The sequence below is a fragment of the Hymenobacter sp. BT559 genome (genome assembly GCF_017571525.1).
GTDB classification, from domain to species: domain Bacteria; phylum Bacteroidota; class Bacteroidia; order Cytophagales; family Hymenobacteraceae; genus Hymenobacter; species Hymenobacter ginsengisoli.
Genome location: NZ_JAGETY010000017.1, coordinates 21,692 through 37,173, shown reverse-complemented (window position 1 = coordinate 37,173; position 15,482 = coordinate 21,692). Strand labels below are relative to the sequence as shown.

18 protein-coding genes are annotated in these 15,482 nt (G+C 63.7%); 6 read left to right on the top strand and 12 right to left on the bottom strand.

The window, feature by feature from the left end; genetic code table 11:
- Positions 1–161: 161 nt before the first annotated feature.
- From J4D99_RS19150 to J4D99_RS19125, 7 genes are all read right to left on the bottom strand, one after another.
- Complete coding sequence (locus tag J4D99_RS19150; protein ID WP_208133353.1) at positions 162–812, bottom strand: NAD(P)-dependent oxidoreductase; 651 nt, start codon at positions 810–812, stop codon at positions 162–164.
- Positions 813–913: 101 nt separating this feature from the next.
- The gene (locus J4D99_RS19145; protein ID WP_220235762.1) at positions 914–1,342 is read right to left on the bottom strand and encodes an Rrf2 family transcriptional regulator; all 429 of its coding nucleotides are present in this window, start codon (positions 1,340–1,342) and stop codon (positions 914–916) included.
- Positions 1,343–1,485: 143 nt separating this feature from the next.
- Entirely contained in the window at positions 1,486–2,157 is a 672-nt protein-coding gene (locus tag J4D99_RS21895) for a HupE/UreJ family protein (RefSeq protein WP_236018750.1), read from the bottom strand.
- 407 nt (positions 2,158–2,564) lie between these two features.
- On the bottom strand, positions 2,565–2,813 hold the full coding sequence (locus J4D99_RS21890; RefSeq protein WP_236018749.1) for a hypothetical protein: 249 nt from the start codon (positions 2,811–2,813) through the stop codon (positions 2,565–2,567).
- Positions 2,814–3,078: 265 nt separating this feature from the next.
- Positions 3,079–3,216: a hypothetical protein gene (locus J4D99_RS19135; protein WP_208133351.1), complete on the bottom strand. Its 138-nt coding sequence runs from the start codon at positions 3,214–3,216 to the stop codon at positions 3,079–3,081.
- The gene (locus J4D99_RS19130; protein WP_208133350.1) at positions 3,216–3,464 is read right to left on the bottom strand and encodes a hypothetical protein; all 249 of its coding nucleotides are present in this window, start codon (positions 3,462–3,464) and stop codon (positions 3,216–3,218) included. Before J4D99_RS19130 ends, J4D99_RS19135 begins: the two co-directional genes overlap by 1 nt.
- Positions 3,465–3,492: 28 nt before the next feature.
- The gene (locus tag J4D99_RS19125; RefSeq protein ID WP_236018748.1) at positions 3,493–4,017 is read right to left on the bottom strand and encodes a hypothetical protein; all 525 of its coding nucleotides are present in this window, start codon (positions 4,015–4,017) and stop codon (positions 3,493–3,495) included.
- Positions 4,018–4,205: 188 nt separating this feature from the next.
- On the opposite strand from J4D99_RS19125, the gene J4D99_RS19120 reads away from it, so the two are divergent.
- Together J4D99_RS19120 and J4D99_RS19115 are read left to right on the top strand one after the other, a co-directional pair.
- Entirely contained in the window at positions 4,206–4,529 is a 324-nt protein-coding gene (locus J4D99_RS19120; protein ID WP_208133349.1) for a helix-turn-helix transcriptional regulator, read from the top strand.
- Positions 4,530–4,533: 4 nt separating this feature from the next.
- Complete coding sequence (locus J4D99_RS19115) at positions 4,534–5,811, top strand: type II toxin-antitoxin system HipA family toxin (protein ID WP_236018747.1); 1,278 nt, start codon at positions 4,534–4,536, stop codon at positions 5,809–5,811.
- 155 nt (positions 5,812–5,966) lie between these two features.
- On the opposite strand, the gene J4D99_RS19110 is transcribed toward J4D99_RS19115, so the two are convergent.
- The 3 genes from J4D99_RS19110 to J4D99_RS19100 form a co-directional block, all read right to left on the bottom strand.
- Positions 5,967–6,260, bottom strand: a complete 294-nt coding sequence (locus J4D99_RS19110) for a hypothetical protein (protein WP_208133348.1) — start codon at positions 6,258–6,260, stop codon at positions 5,967–5,969.
- A 258-nt stretch (positions 6,261–6,518) separates the two neighbouring features.
- Entirely contained in the window at positions 6,519–6,809 is a 291-nt protein-coding gene (locus tag J4D99_RS19105) for a hypothetical protein (protein ID WP_208133347.1), read from the bottom strand.
- Between the two features lie 75 nt (positions 6,810–6,884).
- Positions 6,885–7,895 carry an ArdC family protein gene (locus tag J4D99_RS19100; RefSeq protein ID WP_208133346.1) on the bottom strand — a complete coding sequence of 337 codons (1,011 nt, stop codon included), beginning with the start codon at positions 7,893–7,895 and terminating at the stop codon, positions 6,885–6,887.
- A gap of 352 nt (positions 7,896–8,247) precedes the next feature.
- Here J4D99_RS19100 and J4D99_RS19095 point away from each other — a divergent pair, with 352 nt between their 5' ends.
- From J4D99_RS19095 to J4D99_RS19085, 3 genes are all read left to right on the top strand, one after another.
- Positions 8,248–8,715 (top strand): LexA family protein, encoded by a 468-nt coding sequence (locus tag J4D99_RS19095; protein ID WP_208133345.1) that lies wholly within the window; start codon positions 8,248–8,250, stop codon positions 8,713–8,715.
- A 2-nt stretch (positions 8,716–8,717) separates the two neighbouring features.
- Complete coding sequence (locus J4D99_RS19090) at positions 8,718–10,016, top strand: Y-family DNA polymerase (RefSeq protein ID WP_208133344.1); 1,299 nt, start codon at positions 8,718–8,720, stop codon at positions 10,014–10,016.
- An 80-nt stretch (positions 10,017–10,096) separates the two neighbouring features.
- Positions 10,097–10,783, top strand: a complete 687-nt coding sequence (locus J4D99_RS19085) for a hypothetical protein (protein ID WP_208133343.1) — start codon at positions 10,097–10,099, stop codon at positions 10,781–10,783.
- Positions 10,784–11,069: 286 nt separating this feature from the next.
- Here J4D99_RS19085 and J4D99_RS19080 read toward each other — a convergent pair whose 3' ends face one another.
- Together J4D99_RS19080 and J4D99_RS19075 are read right to left on the bottom strand one after the other, a co-directional pair.
- Positions 11,070–14,060, bottom strand: a complete 2,991-nt coding sequence (locus tag J4D99_RS19080; RefSeq protein WP_208133342.1) for a toprim domain-containing protein — start codon at positions 14,058–14,060, stop codon at positions 11,070–11,072.
- Positions 14,061–14,140: 80 nt separating this feature from the next.
- A complete protein-coding gene (locus J4D99_RS19075; RefSeq protein ID WP_208133341.1) occupies positions 14,141–14,473 on the bottom strand; it encodes a hypothetical protein in 333 nt (110 codons plus the stop codon).
- Positions 14,474–14,770: 297 nt separating this feature from the next.
- Here J4D99_RS19075 and J4D99_RS19070 point away from each other — a divergent pair, with 297 nt between their 5' ends.
- Positions 14,771–15,448 carry a hypothetical protein gene (locus J4D99_RS19070; protein WP_208133340.1) on the top strand — a complete coding sequence of 226 codons (678 nt, stop codon included), beginning with the start codon at positions 14,771–14,773 and terminating at the stop codon, positions 15,446–15,448.
- Positions 15,449–15,482: the final 34 nt, after the last annotated feature.

The window sequence follows — 15,482 nt, the reverse complement described above, 5'->3', positions numbered from 1 at the left end:
GAAGCTAGCTTCCCTCACGCTGCGTCGCGCAACCCACTCGACCAAGCCGGAGAAATTATCGTTATAGACCACTAATTCGGCGCAACAGGAGGTAGTGCCTTGCTAATCAGGCTACTCACCGGGATAGCGCTGCCGACAGTGCCGCTTCAGGTAGAACCCGCCTAGTAAGCGGCGGTGAAGCGCTGGCGCCTAAACTGGTGTTTCTCCACCTCATCGAGCACCGCCACGGCTAGGTCCTCGACTGAGAGGACGCTGCGGCCCTGGGTGCTGAATACGGGGCTGTCGGTGCCGAGACGGTAGTGGCCAGTGCGGCCGGTGTCAATGCCCTGGTGCATTTCGAGGGCGGGGCTGAAGACCGTCCAGTCCAGCTTTTGGTTTTGCTGTACCAGGTTGAAGTAGTCACGGGCGGCCGTCGCACCCGCTTTGTACTCGGCTGGAAAATCGGTACTGTCTACTATTTGGTGACCGTCGATGAAGAGGCTGCCGCCGCCGCCGATAACCAGCAAGCGCGGCACGCCCGCCTGCTCGGTCGCCTGCTCAATGGCCTTCGAGCCCGCGATAAAGGCCGTGTACAGGTCGGGGTGTCCCCACCCGGCATTATAGGCGCTCAGCACCAGGTCGTGACCGGTGAGCTGCTGGGCAAGCTGAGCGGGCTGGTTCACGTCACCCGTGACCACGGTTAGTAGGTCGTTGGTCGTCGTCAGCTTAGCCGGGTCGCGTACGATGGCCGTCACGTGGTGACCGCGAGTCAGGGCTTCGTGGAGCAGCGCGGCCCCAACAAAGCCAGTGGCCCCTAACAAGGCAATTTTCATGGGTTAAGGAAGAAAAGTGCGCCTGACGGCGAGATGATAACCCAAAGGTAACGGGAAGTTTTTTATTGTAACTAATATTGTTACAATATGCCATAAAAAAATCAACCTGCTGGTTCACGCACGCGTTCGACCACTTGGGCCAGGGTGGTGCCGGCCAGCTCCCGTTCCAGCGCCAGCTGGGCGCGATGCAGCGTGCCATCAAGCGCCGCCTGAATGTTACGTCCTACTAGGCACTGCGGGTTAGGATTCTCGTGCATACTGAACAGACGCTCGTCGGTCGTTTCGACAGCCCGGTACACGTCGAGCAGGGTGATGGCGGCCGGGTCGCGGCGCAGGTGGGTGCCGCCGGCCGCCGCTCGCACCTCGACCAGCCCCGCTTGCTTAAGCTGCCCCAGGATTCGCCGAATCACCACCGGATTGGTATTGACGCTGCCCGCCATGCGGTCGGAAGTCAACAGTTCGCCGGGCGGGTTAGTGGCCAGCAAAGTCAGCACGTGCACCCCAACGGAAAATCGACTACTGCTCTGCATATGCTTAATCTCCTTGCCCCAAAGGTAGGCCCCGTGTGGCGGGGTGCTGGTGTTCCTCATCCGTAACACGGCCTTTCGCTTTTACAGTTTCCGCGCTGGTACTGCCTCTCACCTGCCAAATTAGTTAAGTTCTTCGTGCGTTATTAGGCGCCGGGGAGCGGCCTTGGCGGGCGCTGCTGCCAAGTGAGCAGTAGCGCCAGGGCCGCCAGCAGCCCCAGCCCGTAGGGCGCGTAGGTGGCAACTTGTGCGGCGGTCTGCCCCAGCTCGTTGGCTTGGCCACTTATACGCTCCACTACCCAGCCAGTGGCGGCCAGGGCGGCCAAGATGGCTCCCCCCACTCGCACCCGGGGGTAGGCTGGTGTGCGAGCTAGCAGCAGCAACCACGGCAGCGTGAGAAAGATGACGAAGAGTTGCATCAGCTCGATACCCAGGTTGAAGCCCAGCAAGCTCAGGGCCAGCGGGCCGGCCTCCAGGTGCAGGCCCGCGAGGGTGCTGGCAAAGGTCAGCCCGTGCACCAGCCCGAAGCCGCCGGCCACCCACGCCTCGCGGCCCGGAAACAACGGCCGCCACGCGTTCGCGGCCGACACCAGGATGGACACCGCAATCAGGATTTCGACCGGTTGGCTCGGCAGCCGCACCCTGCCCAGCGCACCGAGCAGCAAGGTCAAGGAATGGCCCAGCGTGAACGCGGTGACAATCAGCAGCAAGTGGTGCAGGCCGTAGCGCACCCCGCCGAAGCCTCCCCAGCGCCGCCCGGCCGCCAGCAGCGGGGCCGGCAGCAGTGGGGCCGGCAGCAGCACCAGTAAAAACAACAAGTGGTCGGTGCCTTCGGTAATGTGCCGATACCGAGCTGCACCATCGCCCGAAAACCCGTCCAGACGCTGCCCGTGGCCAGGTTCGCGGGCAGGGGCGGAATGACATTATTGCGAATGTCGAGTGCAATAACGCCCACCTGGGCCGGCTCGGCATCGGCGGCTACCCGTCCGGTAACCCAATCCTGGTGCACGGCCACCAGAATCTTGTGCGTCACGACCTGATGGAGCACGGCATCGTAGCGCAGCAGAAACTGCCGTACGTCGGTTCCGGCCGGGGGTACAAGGTCACTTGCGCCGTCAGCTCCCGGTAAGGACCAGTAAGCGGATTCTGGGTTTCATGCATGCCCAGTATACCCACCGTCACGGCCCAATAGCGTCCGTCGGGCTCTGCAGCTTGATATGCTGCGTCAGGTAGGCGAGGCGCGCAGTTCGGGGCCCAGCCGTGGCACCAGCTGAGTCGCGGAGTCGCCCACGGCCTGACCAAAGGCCGGCTGCAGCTCGCCGAGCGGAACCTGCACGGCTGCCTCGATGCGGTGGGCGTGCACCGTGAGAAGCACCACCGAGCTGGGCATGGGGTGGGCCAGGGCCGGTTGAGCTACCAGCGCGAGCATAAGCAGCGCCAACCAGCGGCCCGGAGGGCAAAACAGCGTAGGCATAGTGGAAAAATCAGCTGGGTGGGCCGGGAGGAGCGGGCAACAATTAGCCTATGGCGTAAATTACTAAATGGGGGCCGTTACGTAGCTACCTTGCCAGATACCCGCCCGCTCGGCCAAGCGTCAGCGGTGACTACCCGTGGTAGCGGTGGTTAGGGAAGCCCGGCGGAACCAGGTTAAGTAGCAAGTCAATAGCAGGTGCGAAGTATAAGGCCCTCTTATGGCAGCAAACCCCAAAACTGCTTACAGTAATTTTATCCCCTCGCTGCTATAAGAAGGCCAAGTACACGGCGGGCATAATCCGGATAACTGTTTCATCGGGCAGAGTATAGGGGACGGCCCGCGCAAAGCCTTCCGGGTACCACGGATTTGGGAAGCCCAGAATGTTGTCCTCATTTAGGGGCATTACGTCCACCACCAGGCCGCCCACCCGCCAGCGGCAGATGATTTCGCCGTCTGGTCGTTGACAAAGCCTAGCGCGCGCAACTCTTCCTCCAGGGCATAGTAGGCTATGCGGGGTACCACTTCAATGAGGCAGTCCACGTCATTCGTAAAGCGGGACTCGGGCGCTTTCGGAACCGTAGTAGTCAGGCCGGCCGTACTACCGCCGACGAAAACCACCCGGCTCACCAGAGTTCCCAGGGCGCGGGCCACGGCTGGCAGGGCCGCCAGATTAACCTGATTAGACCTGCTTCAGGCGGGTAAGCTCGCTTAGCAACTCCCCTGCCAGCCGCCGCTCGCGCGGGCGGCCTACCCGCACCGCATCCGCAAGGGCCAGCAACTCATAGAGCTGGGCATCTTCCCGGGCGGCCTGCGGCACCTTGGGATAGAGCGGGGTAATGGCCGCCCCCCACTCGTCGCCTTCCGCATCGGGCCAGACGTAGGCTTGTTCTCCCCTAATCTGCGCGTGCAAGGGAGGCGCGCTGTGGGCCGTGGGCAGGCCCCGGACCTGGGCCCCCGGCTGGGTAGGAAACACCACCGGCAGGCCATACAGGACAAATTCGGTGAACGTGCGGCGAGCTACCAGGTGCCCGGTGCTATCCAGGAGACGCGCGTACTGGCACCGCTTTATCCCAAAGGATATTTCGGTCGGGCTCAGAAATAAAGAGCGGGCCAAATCCTTACTGAACCAGATAGCATCTTCCAGCAGCATAATCTTAAAAAGGATGACGACATCCTGGGGCCGCATTCCGTTGTGATGGCGCATGAGCAGCTGTTGATTTAGGTTTGCAAATTGCAAATTGAAAATTAATTTATTAAGTTTAATTTTTAACCAAGGCCAACTTTACCTGCTTGGCTCAGCATCTCCAAGCCGGGAGCCACTTGATGGCCAGAAAGTATAATGTGCAATAAATTGACCATAATTCCGTATAATTGCTCTTTATATTGCGCATTATGCCGAAAGACCCCGTCGTCCTACTTCCCCGCCTGCAGCTGCTGCTGACGCAAACCGGCGAGAATATCCGCCTGGCCCGCCTGCGCCGCAAGCTCAGCGCGGCGCGCGTGGCGGAGCGCGCCGCCATCAGCCGCAACACCCTGCACGCCATTGAGCAGGGGAGTGCCACGGTGAGCATGGGCGGGTACCTGCAGGTACTGTTCGTGCTGGGCCTGGAAAAGACCATACTGGAGCTGGCGGCCGACGATACCCTGGGCCGGAAGCTGCAGGACGCCGCGCTGACGGTCAGCGCCCGGGCGCCCAAACAATCGGCTGCCGGGTAGTCCCATGGCCAAGACCGTTGAACGCCGCCAGCTGTACGTGTACGCCGACTGGCAGGGGCTGCCCGCCGGACCACTGCTAATGGGTACCCTCTCGGCCGTGCCGGTGCGGGGCAAGGAAGTGTTTTCCTTCACCTACGAGGCGCAGTGGCTGGCCCTGCCGCAGGCCCAGACGCTGGACCCAGCGCTGCAGCTGTTTACCGGACCTCAATACCTGCCCGAAGACCAGTCCAACTTCGGCCTGTTCCTGGACTCCTCGCCCGACCGCTGGGGGCGGCTGCTCATGCGCCGGCGCGAGGCGGCCCTGGCCCGGCAGGAAGCGCGCCGCGAGCGGCCGCTGCTCGAATCGGATTACCTGCTAGGTGTCTTTGACGGCCACCGCATGGGCGGTTTGCGCTTTAAAACCGACCCGCAGGGCCCCTTCCTCAACGACAACCGGGCCATGGCGGCCCCGCCGTGGACGTCGCTGCGGGAGCTGGAACACGCCAGCCTGCAGCTGGAGCGGGTGGATGCGCCCCAGGACCCGGACTATTTCAAGTGGCTGTTTATGCTGGTCGCGCCCGGCTCCTCGCTGGGCGGGGCGCGGCCTAAGGCCAGCGTGGTGGACGAGCACGGCCAGCTCTGGATTGCCAAGTTTCCCAGCGGCCAGGACGAGCACGACGTGGGCGCCTGGGAAGCGGTGGTGAACGAGTTGGCGCAGGCCGCTGGCCTGCAGGTGGCCGGCGGCCGCGCCCAGCGCTTCAACAGCCGCCACCACACCTACCTCTCCCAGCGCTTTGACCGCACGGCCACCGGCGAGCGGCGGCACTTTGCCTCGGCCATGACCCTGCTGGGCTACCAGGATGGCACCGACCACCAGGACGGCGCTAGCTACCTGGACCTAGTGGGCCTGCTCGTGCAGCAGGGCACCCACGTGGCCGGGGACCTGACGGAGCTCTGGCGGCGCATCGTGTTCAATATCTGCATCTCCAACACCGACGACCACCTGCGCAACCACGGCTTTCTGCTCACGCCCCAGGGCTGGCGCCTCTCGCCCGCGTTTGACCTGAATCCTATCCGCTACGGGCAGGGCCTTAAGCTCAACATCTCCCAAACCGATAATGCCCTGGACCTCAACCTGGCCCGGCAGGTAGCGCCTTACTTTCGCCTGTCGGCCGCGCAGGCCGAGGCCGTGCTCACGCAGGTGGTCGCCGCCGTGCGGCAGTGGCCGGAGGTAGCCAGCCGCTATAAGCTGTCGCGGACCGAGCAGGAAATGCTGGCCGGGGCCTTTGAGGCCGCGCGGTAACCCCTGGCTGGCAAGCCCTGCTTCCAGTCGGGGCCGCGCAAGCAGCCGGAAGTGGCCACTAAAGCCGGACTTCTTCGCTCAAGCGCCGGCCAGGCCCAGCACGAGTAGCGCGGCGCACCTTCGAATGCACCGCCAGTATGAATATGTGACCTGCGTTACGCCGGGGAAGTACTTTCTGAATGGCTAGCCTCGGCCCGCACAACGGCAAACAGCTCCTCCTCCGACACGTGCAGCACCCGCGCCAACTGCTGCAACTCGCCGATGGTGCAGGTGCCCGGGCTGCGCTTGCGCGTGTCGTAGGTGCGGGCCGACACGCCCCAGGCCTCCACGAGGCGCTTGCGGGTGCCGGCGACTTCCAGCAACTCCGCCAGCGTGGCCGGGTGGTGCACCCGGGGCGGGCTGGTCAAGGGCTCGGTGAAGGCAACGGTCGGAGCGGGCGCTTTCGGCATCACAAAAAAGGCAAAAAAGGCACAGAATAAAGGCCCTAATGTAAGTAGGTTCTTCCCTACCCCCGCCAGCCCGCGCAAATCGGCCGTGTGGGTGTGGGCCAGTACCTACCGGCGTAGGCTTCAAGTCAGTGTTTTTCTGCCGCGGTGGCGGGTTGTTGCCTAAGGGCCAAACAGGCCTGCTGAGGCGGGAACAGCTCCAGTGGCGGGCCTGCTTGTGAATGCTGATTCATAGCTGGGGGATAAGAGGGGCAACAGGATTCAGAGCAACAGCAGCGCGAACTGCCCGCCGTGGTCTTCGCGGGTGGCGCGCACGGCTTCGCGGGCAAGGGGTCGCAGCGCCTTCACCAGGGCCTCGAGCACCTGAAAGTCCTCCCGCGTGGCCACGCCCAGCGACAGGCGCCCGGCCACTTCCAGCGTGAGGCCTTCCCTGCTCAACCCGTAGCCGCGCTGCTGCATGTCGGCTTCCACGTCGGTGAGGGCCGCGGCGACGCGGGCGCGGTACTGATTCCAATCGGCATCCCCAAAAACGGGGGCTTCGGCGGCATTCATACTGGGGCGGTGGGGTGAGAAATGGAAAAGGCGGGCAAGCGGGCCGCGGTGGAAACCTGCGGCCCGCTTCCACCATCAGGCCGCGGCCAGCCAGCTGAGCTCCGCGGCGGCATACTGCCGGCCGACCTCATCCAACTCGGGTACCAGTTCCAGCACGGGGGTGGGAGCGGGGACCGGCACCGCCGGCTCGCCTTCCTCGGCTACCCCCAGAATCAGCTTGGCGGCGCGCTGGGCCTTGCTGGCGGCCTGCAATACCAGCTTCTTATCGTTTTTGAGCCGCTCCAGCCACGTCTGGAGGTAGGCCACGGCATTTTCTTCGGTATGCTCAGTGTCAAGGCCGGCCGCGGCGCACAGAAACGAGGCGCCCATCTCCGCCGTCAGCTCTTCGCGGGCGTAGCTGGCCGAAAGCTTGCCTTCGCCCGCGGTCAGGTCCGGGCGGTCGAGCCGGGAGGCGTGGCCGGTGCTGTGGGTCAGCTCGTGAAACAGGGTTGCGTAGTAGCCTTCGCCCGTGGTGAAGGTTTCCCGCTCAGGCATGTTGACCAGGTCCAGCGCCGGGGAATAATAGGCGCGCTGGTGCAGGTGCGCAATGGCGGGGCGTCCTTCCCAGTTGCGTACAATGGCTTCGGCTGCCTCGATGGGCGTGTGCGCGTGGCGCTCTACGGCGGGCAGGTTGAACTGGATGCCTTCAATATCCTCCACCGAAAACACGGTATAATACTTCAGGAAGGGCAGCTTTTCCTCCTTGCCGGTTTGCTCGTTCTCGCGCACCGACACATTGTAGTATACTACTGGGTGGCCCTTGGCGCCCTTGCGCACGTTGCCGCCCAGGGCCAGCGCCTGCTTGAAGGTCAGGAAAAAAGGCAGTGCCCCGCTGAAGTGCAGCAGGAAGGCGTTGATGCCTGAGTAAGCAGCACCAGTCGCATAGTTGCGGGGCAAGCCATATACCGCGCTCCACGGCTTGCGCCACGGAATCACGCCGCCTTCCAGGGCGGTCACAATTCGGTCGGTTACCAGCTGGTACACATCGGGGCGGGGCGTGGAAGCAGCGGCGGCTTGGCGGGTGGCGGGCTTGCGGGTCTTTTTCATAATAAAGCGCTGTTTGTGTGGGCGTTTGCTATACCTGTTAAACGAGAATAACAGTCCCGTAGTTTACTTTTTGCTCTATTTTTTATATCTTTTTGCTCTTTTTATTCAGCCTTCTTTCCCCACTGCCCCTTTGCTGATTGGCTCGACATAAGCACGCCTGTTAACTGGTTAGCATTCGGGCTGAGGAGTTGAAAAGCTCCTTTTAAAGCGCGGGGACTGGCGGGTTAGCGACGGGCATGACCAGCCCCTCAGGCCCGTTGCAGCTTCCTCATTAACTATTAATTTTAGTTTTTTTGCTACTAATTTTAGTAGTAGCACGTATTATTGTGGACCTGCCCACTCTGTACTACCCATGCGTAACGTCGAATTAATCCCCGTCCAGGACTCCCAGACGCCTTTTTTACTCCCGCTCTTCAGCTGCTCGGTATCCGCCGGCTTCCCATCGCCGGCCTCGGATTACACCGATGAACTCTTCGACCTCAACCGCCTGCTGCTGCGGCATCCCGACGCGACCTACCTGGTGCGGGTGAGCGGGGAGAGCATGAAAAATGCCGAGATTCACGAGGGCGACCTGCTGGCCGTGGACAAGCAGATGGAGGCTGACCATAACCACATCGTCGTGGCCGTGGTCGAGGGTGAGTGCACGGTCAAGCGCCTGGTCTGCGAGCACGGCACCTGGTGGCTCAAGCCGGAGAATCCCGCCTACCAGCCCTGGGAAATCCACGACGCCGGCGACGTGAAGATTTGGGGAGTGGTCACCCACGTGCTGCACGAGCTGATTCCCGGCAAACTGGCGACGCTGCTGCGCACCCGCGACTAGCCATGTATGCCTTAGTCGACGCCAACAATTTCTACGTATCCTGCGAGCGGGTTTTTCAGCCTCGACTCGACGGCCGGCCCGTAGTTATTTTGAGCAATAATGACGGGTGTTTGATATCCCGCTCGGCCGAAGCCAAGGCCCTGGGCCTACAGATGGGCGACCCGTACTTTCAGGTCAAGCCCCTACTGGAGCAGCACAACGTGGCCGTATTCTCCAGCAACTACGCGCTGTATGGCGACATGTCGCGCCGGGTGATGTGGTACTTGAGCCAGGTGGCGCCAGCGGTGGAAGTGTACTCCATCGACGAGGCTTTTCTCGACCTGCACGGCCTGGAGCCTTTCGTGGTGGACAGCCTCGACACCTTTGCCCGCAGCGTGCGCGCCAACGTGCTGGCCCGCACCGGCATTCCTACCTGCGTGGGCATTGCGCCCACCAAAACGCTGGCCAAGCTGGCCAATCGGCTGGCCAAGAAAAGTCCTGCTATGGGTGGGGTGTGCTACCTCGACACGGCCGAGCGCCGGCGCTGGGCCCTGGAGCAGGTGGCGGTGGAAGACGTGTGGGGCATCGGCCGGCAGTACGCCCAGAAGCTTTACGCCGCCGGCATCACCACCGCGGCCGGGCTGGCGGGCTGCTCTGCGGCTTTCGCCCGCAAGCACCTGGGCGGGGTAGTGGGCGCCCGCCTGGTGCGGGAGCTGCAGGGCTTCCCCTGCCAGGGCCTGGCCCCGAGCGAAGACGGCACGCTCGCCCGGCGCAGCCTGTGCTGCTCGCGCACCTTCGGGCAGCCCCTGACGGACTTTCCGGATGTGACGGGCGCCGTCAGCGCGTTTGCCTCGCGGGCCGCCGAGAAGCTGCGCCGGCAGGGCGACGCGGCTCATCTGCTCACCGTTTTTCTGAGCAAAAGCCGCTACGGGCTGGAAGCACCACCCTACTCTGTCTCCGCCGTGCTGACGCTGCCGGTGGCCACCAACGACACCATGGAGCTGGTGCGGTTTGCCCGGGCGGCGCTCAAACGCCTCTGGCAGCCAGGCAACCACTACACCAAAGCGGGCGTCATACTCGATGGCTTGGAGCCGGAGGGGCAAACCCAGCTTACGCTGTTTGAAGCCAAGCCGGTTTCCGAAAAGCGGGCCAAGCTCATGGCCGAGCTCGATGCGCTGAATCGCCGCTTTGGCAAGGGCACCGTGAAGCTAGCCTCGCTGGTGCTGCCACCGGGCCAAGTGCGCGCACCCTGGGAAGGTCAGGCACAGTGGCGCACGCCGCAGTACACCACCCGGCTGGAAGATTTGCTCCTGGTAGGGTAGGCGCTGTCTTTTTCTGAACTGCACAGCAGGCACCAACGGCTATTTTAGGTGTGAAAACCAGTCTTTCATCCACCACTGCTATGGGCAAACGCTATCAGGAACGTCCCAAGGACCCGCTACGGGTCCGCGATATGCTCTCGGACCTTACTTCAGCCCGCCCGGGGCTGGCCAGGCTTCGGGGGCAGGGCAAGGAATATGACGCGCTCATCGACGAACTCCAGACCATGAGTTGGCCGTTTCCCGCCAGCAAAGTGCTGCAGGAAAAGCTGGGCCTCACTGCCGGGAAGCTGCGCAAGCTGCCGGATACGCTCTACTGGGACTTCCTGACGGCCATCGAGGAGAATCCCGACGTGCTGCAGTTCACGCAGGTAGTGCACTTGTTTTGCGCGCCCGGCTTCCGCGACTACCGGACTTTTCAGTGCCGGTTGGCCGTTACGCCGCGCGTGGGCGACACCATCTACCTGCCGTTTCTGGCCGGCGTCACCGGTAGCGGACGCTATTACGTGGATAGTATTGAACACGAGTACGAGGAGGAGAAGGTATGCATCACGGTGCATCTCAAATCCGGCATCTACAACCAGCACCTGGCCTACCTGCAGGACCAGGCACTCTTTGAGGGCAAGCTCACCTATGGAATGATGATGGAGTTGCGGGACTATGGCATTAAAGACTACCTGCGCACGCAGTACGGTCCGCCACTTCCCGCGCCACCGGTGTTCACGCCAGCCCCAGCGCCTGCCAGCAAACGCCGGGGGCGCAAATTCTAAAATCTCCCGAACCCTTCTGCCGACCAGGGCCCTGAGCCGCCCAATAAGGGGCTGCCTCCAGGGATAAAAAACGGCCGCCCCAGCAGGTAGCCGCTCCCCAGTCACTTAGGCAACCCTTGGGGTTGCCCGGGTTACCGGACTTCCCGCCATGGAAACCGATTTGTAAGCGCCAGGCAACCTGTGCATTCGGGTCGCAGCCCGGACCCGCGCTAAGCACCTGCCAATACGCTGCGCCCCTAGCCAGAGCAAGTAGGCAAGTGGCGGAATGACCCAATGCCCGGCCACCTTACCGCTCCAGCTGCTGAGCGGGTTGCCTGGCCTCCGGACTATGGCCGGCCGCTTCGTGCCGCTCGGCCCGGTCGCTGCCGTGCTCCGTGACCTGGGTGCCGCGCTGCCCGGCTAGGGCATCGAGGGTCTGGCTGACGCGGGCAATATCGGGCTGGTCGGTGCGGTACGACACCTCCATTTCAGAGTGGCGAATGCCCTGCTCGTCGGTGGTGCTCTGTACGGAGCCGGCTCTGGCCCCGCTGTTGGTGAGAGCGTCCTTTACGGCTTCAGCCTGCCCCCGCGCCCCGGGCGCTGGCGCCATTTCGTCTACTTTGATAAGGACCTGCTTCTCGGCGCCCGGCGCTGCTAAAACGGCTTCGGGGCTACTGCGCTCGGCGGCGAGGGTAGGGCTGAACCCGGCCTGCCCCCGCGCGGTGATTTTCCAGCCCTCGGCCGTCCGTTCGAGCTGCGTCGGAATCACCACGGCCACGTAGGCATCGCCGGCTTTGGGTTGACTGGTCAGGTCGTAGGCCGGCCGCAGTACCTGATGGTAGCCACTCATCAGCTGGGGTTCGGCCCCGGGCGCGGGCAGCAACACAGCCTTGTTTGGATTTTGCGCATCAACCTGAATCTGGTACAGGCTGTAATGGGCCGCCTGGCTGCTGGTGTCGCGGCTGTTAATCGTCCCATCCGACATGGGCACCGTGTTCAGATAGATGGGCGCGGGAGCCGCCAGGTGACGCGGCCGGGGCTGCTCAGTAGCTGGTGAGGCCGGTTGCGCTTCAGGACCGGGCGCAACAGCGGCGGCAGGCTGACGCTCGGGCTGGCCCTCAGCCGCTGGCTTGGCGACGCTAGCCAGGCTGCGGTCGCGGTTGTGCGGCTGAATGGGGGCAGCTTCCGCGGCTACCTGACGCGTGGCGTGGTCGGCTTCGGACTCGGCGACGCGCACGCCGGCAAACTTCTCCAGTCCCGCCTCGGCCCGCGCATTCGTGTTGGTCACCAGGACGTGGATAAGGGCAATGTCGGGCTGGTCGTTGCGGTAGGTCATGTCGAACTCAGCGCGCCGGATACCCTGCTCATCCACGGTGCTGCGGATTTCGCTGGTTTGCAGGGAATACCCGGATTTATCGAGCACCTCTTTCCACGCCTCGGCCCGGCCGGTGGTATTCGGGGCTACCTCGTCAATCTTCCACGTGGCCGTTTTCTTCGCAGCGGCACCAGCCTGCCCGGTGGCATAGCTGGCCCGGTCGCGCAGGTCGGCTAGCTCGGCCTCATCGACCTTGCGGCCGGTGGGAGGGGGGTTGTCATTGATGTACTCTTTCAACAGCACTAACCCGGCATCCCGGGCGTGCACAAACTGCGCGGTGTGCTCGGCCGCCTCCTGCTCCGTCTGGTAGGAGCGGAACGGACGGGCTTCCGAGTCGGCCACGGCCGCACCCACCACGCCCTGGGTGACCTGCCGGTCATCTTCCTGGCGCCGGGCATCGGGGCTGGCCTCATGCTGGGCCTGCGCCTGCTGTCGCTCCTGCTCCCGGAGCTCCCGCTGCTGGCGCTGGGCATCGGCCAGGCGCTGCTGGCGCTCCGACTCGCGCTGCTGCTCCTCGCGCTGGGCCGCGGCCCGGATTTGCTCGGCGCTGAGGCCCTGGCGGGTGTAGTCCAACTCCCGGTTGAAGTCCTTGGCCAGCGGGTAGTCCACGCGCAGAAAGCTTTGCTGCTGGCGCTCTGGCTCGGGGCGCAGCTGCTCGCGCTGGCGGTACAGTTCCTGCGCAATGACTTCGAGCTGGGCGGTATCGGCGCGGGCCACCGTCAGGCGCACGATGGTGGCGCGGTCGGTGCTGCGCTGCACTTCTACCGCTAAGGCGGGGCCGTTTTCCTGGGTGCTGTTCATGCGGGCCACCCGCTCGCTGAGCTGCTGCACCTGCTGCGCCCCCTGCTCGGCAGTATCGTGCTGGAAGCTCACTTTCAAACTCACGTGGTACTTGTCGGACGTGGCGTGCCACTCCACGGGGCGGGTAGCTTCCTTGTAGGCTGCCTGCTCACCGACCGGCACGAAGGGCCGGGCCGGCTGCAGCTCGTTGAGGTAGTTGATGTTGAACTGCCGGCCCCCGGCGTCGAGGTCGTTGGCCAGCACCACTTCCTGGGGCGCCTGCTTATCAATCACCCGCTGAATCAGGGCCACCTGCGCCTCGGTGGGCGTACCGCTGGTGGCAATATAAAGCGTGTTTTTGGCGTCCTGCCCGTGCCTGAGCTGAAAGTGGGACAACGAGTCAATGGCCGACTCACTCACCACCACGCGCTCCACCGGCGTGTCCCTGCCGTCAGTAGGGTGGGACACCCAGATGCCGTTTTTGGGCAGCGGCAGCAGGCTTTTGTAGTGCGCGTTCTTCTGCTCGACACTGGCCAGACCCTGCTCATTGTAGAGGGGAAAAGCCGTGTTCTTATGGTCGTTCTGCTGCGCGGTAAAGATGCGCCCCTGAAACGCCGGGCTGTCGAGCGTGGCGTCGGTGATGCCGCGTCCGTGCAGGTAGCTGCGGTCGGTCAGCTCCTTTTTCACGCCCAGCACCTCGGAAATCAGCCGGGTTTTGCGCGCTTCTTCGGCTTGCTTTACCTGCTCGGGGTCGCCCGCAGGCAGGCTGCTCAGCCGCACCGGGTCGGGTGGGCTGGCGTACTGAGTCGCATACAGGCGGGCGGGGGCCGGCGCGCCGTCGAGGTACTCGCGCAGCTGCTGGCGCACCTGGCCCAGGCTGAGGCCCTGGCCGTCGCCGCCTCTAGTCTTGGCAAAGTCGATGATGGAGCCCGCATCGCGGTCGTCGCCGGTATTCAGGTACACCTGGTGGTCGCCCTTGCGGGTAATGATGACGTGCTCGTCGTCCCGGACCAGGTGGTGCCAGTCGCCGCGGCGGCTTTCCTTCCTGATTTCGTAGCCCTGGCGCTGGGCGTAGTCAACCAAATCAATATCTCGCTTGAAGCGGTCAAGCTCGGTGGGGTCGTTTTCCCGGGGTGCATTCATAAGGTAGGCTGGGGGAGAGGAGCCGGACAGCTCCGTCTCCTGCAGTACCCGACCGGGCCCGCCGGATGGCTATCCGGGTATTAGGTAGTAGGAGGCGTGCCGGCCCGCTGGGCGGCGGCATCCAGGAAAGCCAGCTGCTCGCGAAACTGCGCCAGCTGCCCGGCGCTGCCGAACACGTACTGGTTGGCGCCGCTGCCGATGTCGATGCGCACCATGTCGGTGGGCACGCCCAACGCCCGTAGCACGCGCTGCACCAGCCGGGGCTCGTCACGCTTGAGCTTGCCGTTTTTCAGGTTCACGACGTTGGTGTAGGTCAGGCCATGCTGGGTGCAAAAAGGGGTTAAATCACCTTGGGCGATGGCCTTGAGGCGGTACTGGACGTAGCGCAGGCACTCGCCGTAGGGCGCGGACAAGCTTAAATCAGGAAACCCCAGTGAGGGGGAAACGGGATCGGATGGTACCATGCGAAGTGGCGGACGGCGGAGGGCAGTGAGGATAAAATAGCAGATAACTTCCCCAAAGGACGCATACCGGGCTTACAAGCCGCACCGCCATCGAGGAAAAACGCAAATCTTCCGCCAAGTCCTCACTACCAGTCTACTCTACCGAAGCCGCTGCCTCGCTGGTCTGCACCTCATACGACCAAGATGTATTTAAGTTTTTACTAACTTTTTGCTAACATAATTTTCGACCTTCCCGTATGGGGCGGTATGCGCTTTGGGTTACTCTTCCTGGTTGTGGCCGCCGTGGTGGCGTTGAGTGGGCTGCTGTGGTGGCGCTTTAAAGGAGCGGGCCGCACCGCAACGGCCGAGCCAGCGGCCGTCGCCACCCGCAATCATCACTCCCTACGCGTCTTTCATTACGGCCCGGTTAAAGCGGCTCAGCCGCCAGGGGCCCCCGGCACAGCCATCGGCCGGCTGCTGGATGGGGAAGAAGCAGTGGAAATAGCGCCGACTGCCTCATCCGCCGGGCAGCAAGCCGAACAGACAGCCTGGATTGAAAAGGCCAATGCGGAGCTGCTATCCCCGGCGCAAGCAGCCGCAGCAGCAACTCCCCAGCCAGCTTCCATCCGGCACACGGCCGGGGCAGTAGGCTCCCTGCTCGATGCCCTGGACCAGGTGCCAGCGCCGGCCCCGCTCCCCAACGAGGAGGTGGCTGAGCCCGCCCCCGAAGTGCCAGATGACGCCGACGAGCCCATTGCGGCCGCCCTCTTCCACAACCCGCTCACCGCGCCGGCGCCCACGGCCAACGACCAGGCCAACCGGGCGGCGGAGATAGCCCTGCGCCAGCAGCGGCGCGCCCGCATGGCCGCCGGCTCCGCCGCGCAGCGCGCAGCGCTGAACGGCCTTTTTCCCGGCGCCACCGGCGTGCCCGCCGGTGGCGCCTGATACATCCGATAACTCACCTGCTTTCGGGGAGATA

Excerpts from the sequence above, each read along its gene's own strand:
- J4D99_RS19150 (WP_208133353.1), bottom strand. The coding sequence starts at position 812 with ATGAAAATTGCCTTGTTAGGGGCCACTGGCTTTGTTGGGGCCGCGCTG.
- J4D99_RS19145 (WP_220235762.1), bottom strand. The coding sequence starts at position 1,342 with ATGCAGAGCAGTAGTCGATTTTCCGTTGGGGTGCACGTGCTGACTTTG.
- J4D99_RS21890 (WP_236018749.1), bottom strand. The coding sequence starts at position 2,813 with ATGCCTACGCTGTTTTGCCCTCCGGGCCGCTGGTTGGCGCTGCTTATG.
- J4D99_RS19135 (WP_208133351.1), bottom strand. The coding sequence starts at position 3,216 with ATGCCCCTAAATGAGGACAACATTCTGGGCTTCCCAAATCCGTGGTAC.
- J4D99_RS19125 (WP_236018748.1), bottom strand. The coding sequence starts at position 4,017 with ATGCGCCATCACAACGGAATGCGGCCCCAGGATGTCGTCATCCTTTTT.
- J4D99_RS19120 (WP_208133349.1), top strand. The coding sequence starts at position 4,206 with ATGCCGAAAGACCCCGTCGTCCTACTTCCCCGCCTGCAGCTGCTGCTG.
- J4D99_RS19115 (WP_236018747.1), top strand. The coding sequence starts at position 4,534 with ATGGCCAAGACCGTTGAACGCCGCCAGCTGTACGTGTACGCCGACTGG.
- J4D99_RS19110 (WP_208133348.1), bottom strand. The coding sequence starts at position 6,260 with ATGCCGAAAGCGCCCGCTCCGACCGTTGCCTTCACCGAGCCCTTGACC.
- J4D99_RS19105 (WP_208133347.1), bottom strand. The coding sequence starts at position 6,809 with ATGAATGCCGCCGAAGCCCCCGTTTTTGGGGATGCCGATTGGAATCAG.
- J4D99_RS19100 (WP_208133346.1), bottom strand. The coding sequence starts at position 7,895 with ATGAAAAAGACCCGCAAGCCCGCCACCCGCCAAGCCGCCGCTGCTTCC.
- J4D99_RS19095 (WP_208133345.1), top strand. The coding sequence starts at position 8,248 with ATGCGTAACGTCGAATTAATCCCCGTCCAGGACTCCCAGACGCCTTTT.
- J4D99_RS19090 (WP_208133344.1), top strand. The coding sequence starts at position 8,718 with ATGTATGCCTTAGTCGACGCCAACAATTTCTACGTATCCTGCGAGCGG.
- J4D99_RS19085 (WP_208133343.1), top strand. The coding sequence starts at position 10,097 with ATGGGCAAACGCTATCAGGAACGTCCCAAGGACCCGCTACGGGTCCGC.
- J4D99_RS19080 (WP_208133342.1), bottom strand. The coding sequence starts at position 14,060 with ATGAATGCACCCCGGGAAAACGACCCCACCGAGCTTGACCGCTTCAAG.
- J4D99_RS19070 (WP_208133340.1), top strand. The coding sequence starts at position 14,771 with ATGCGCTTTGGGTTACTCTTCCTGGTTGTGGCCGCCGTGGTGGCGTTG.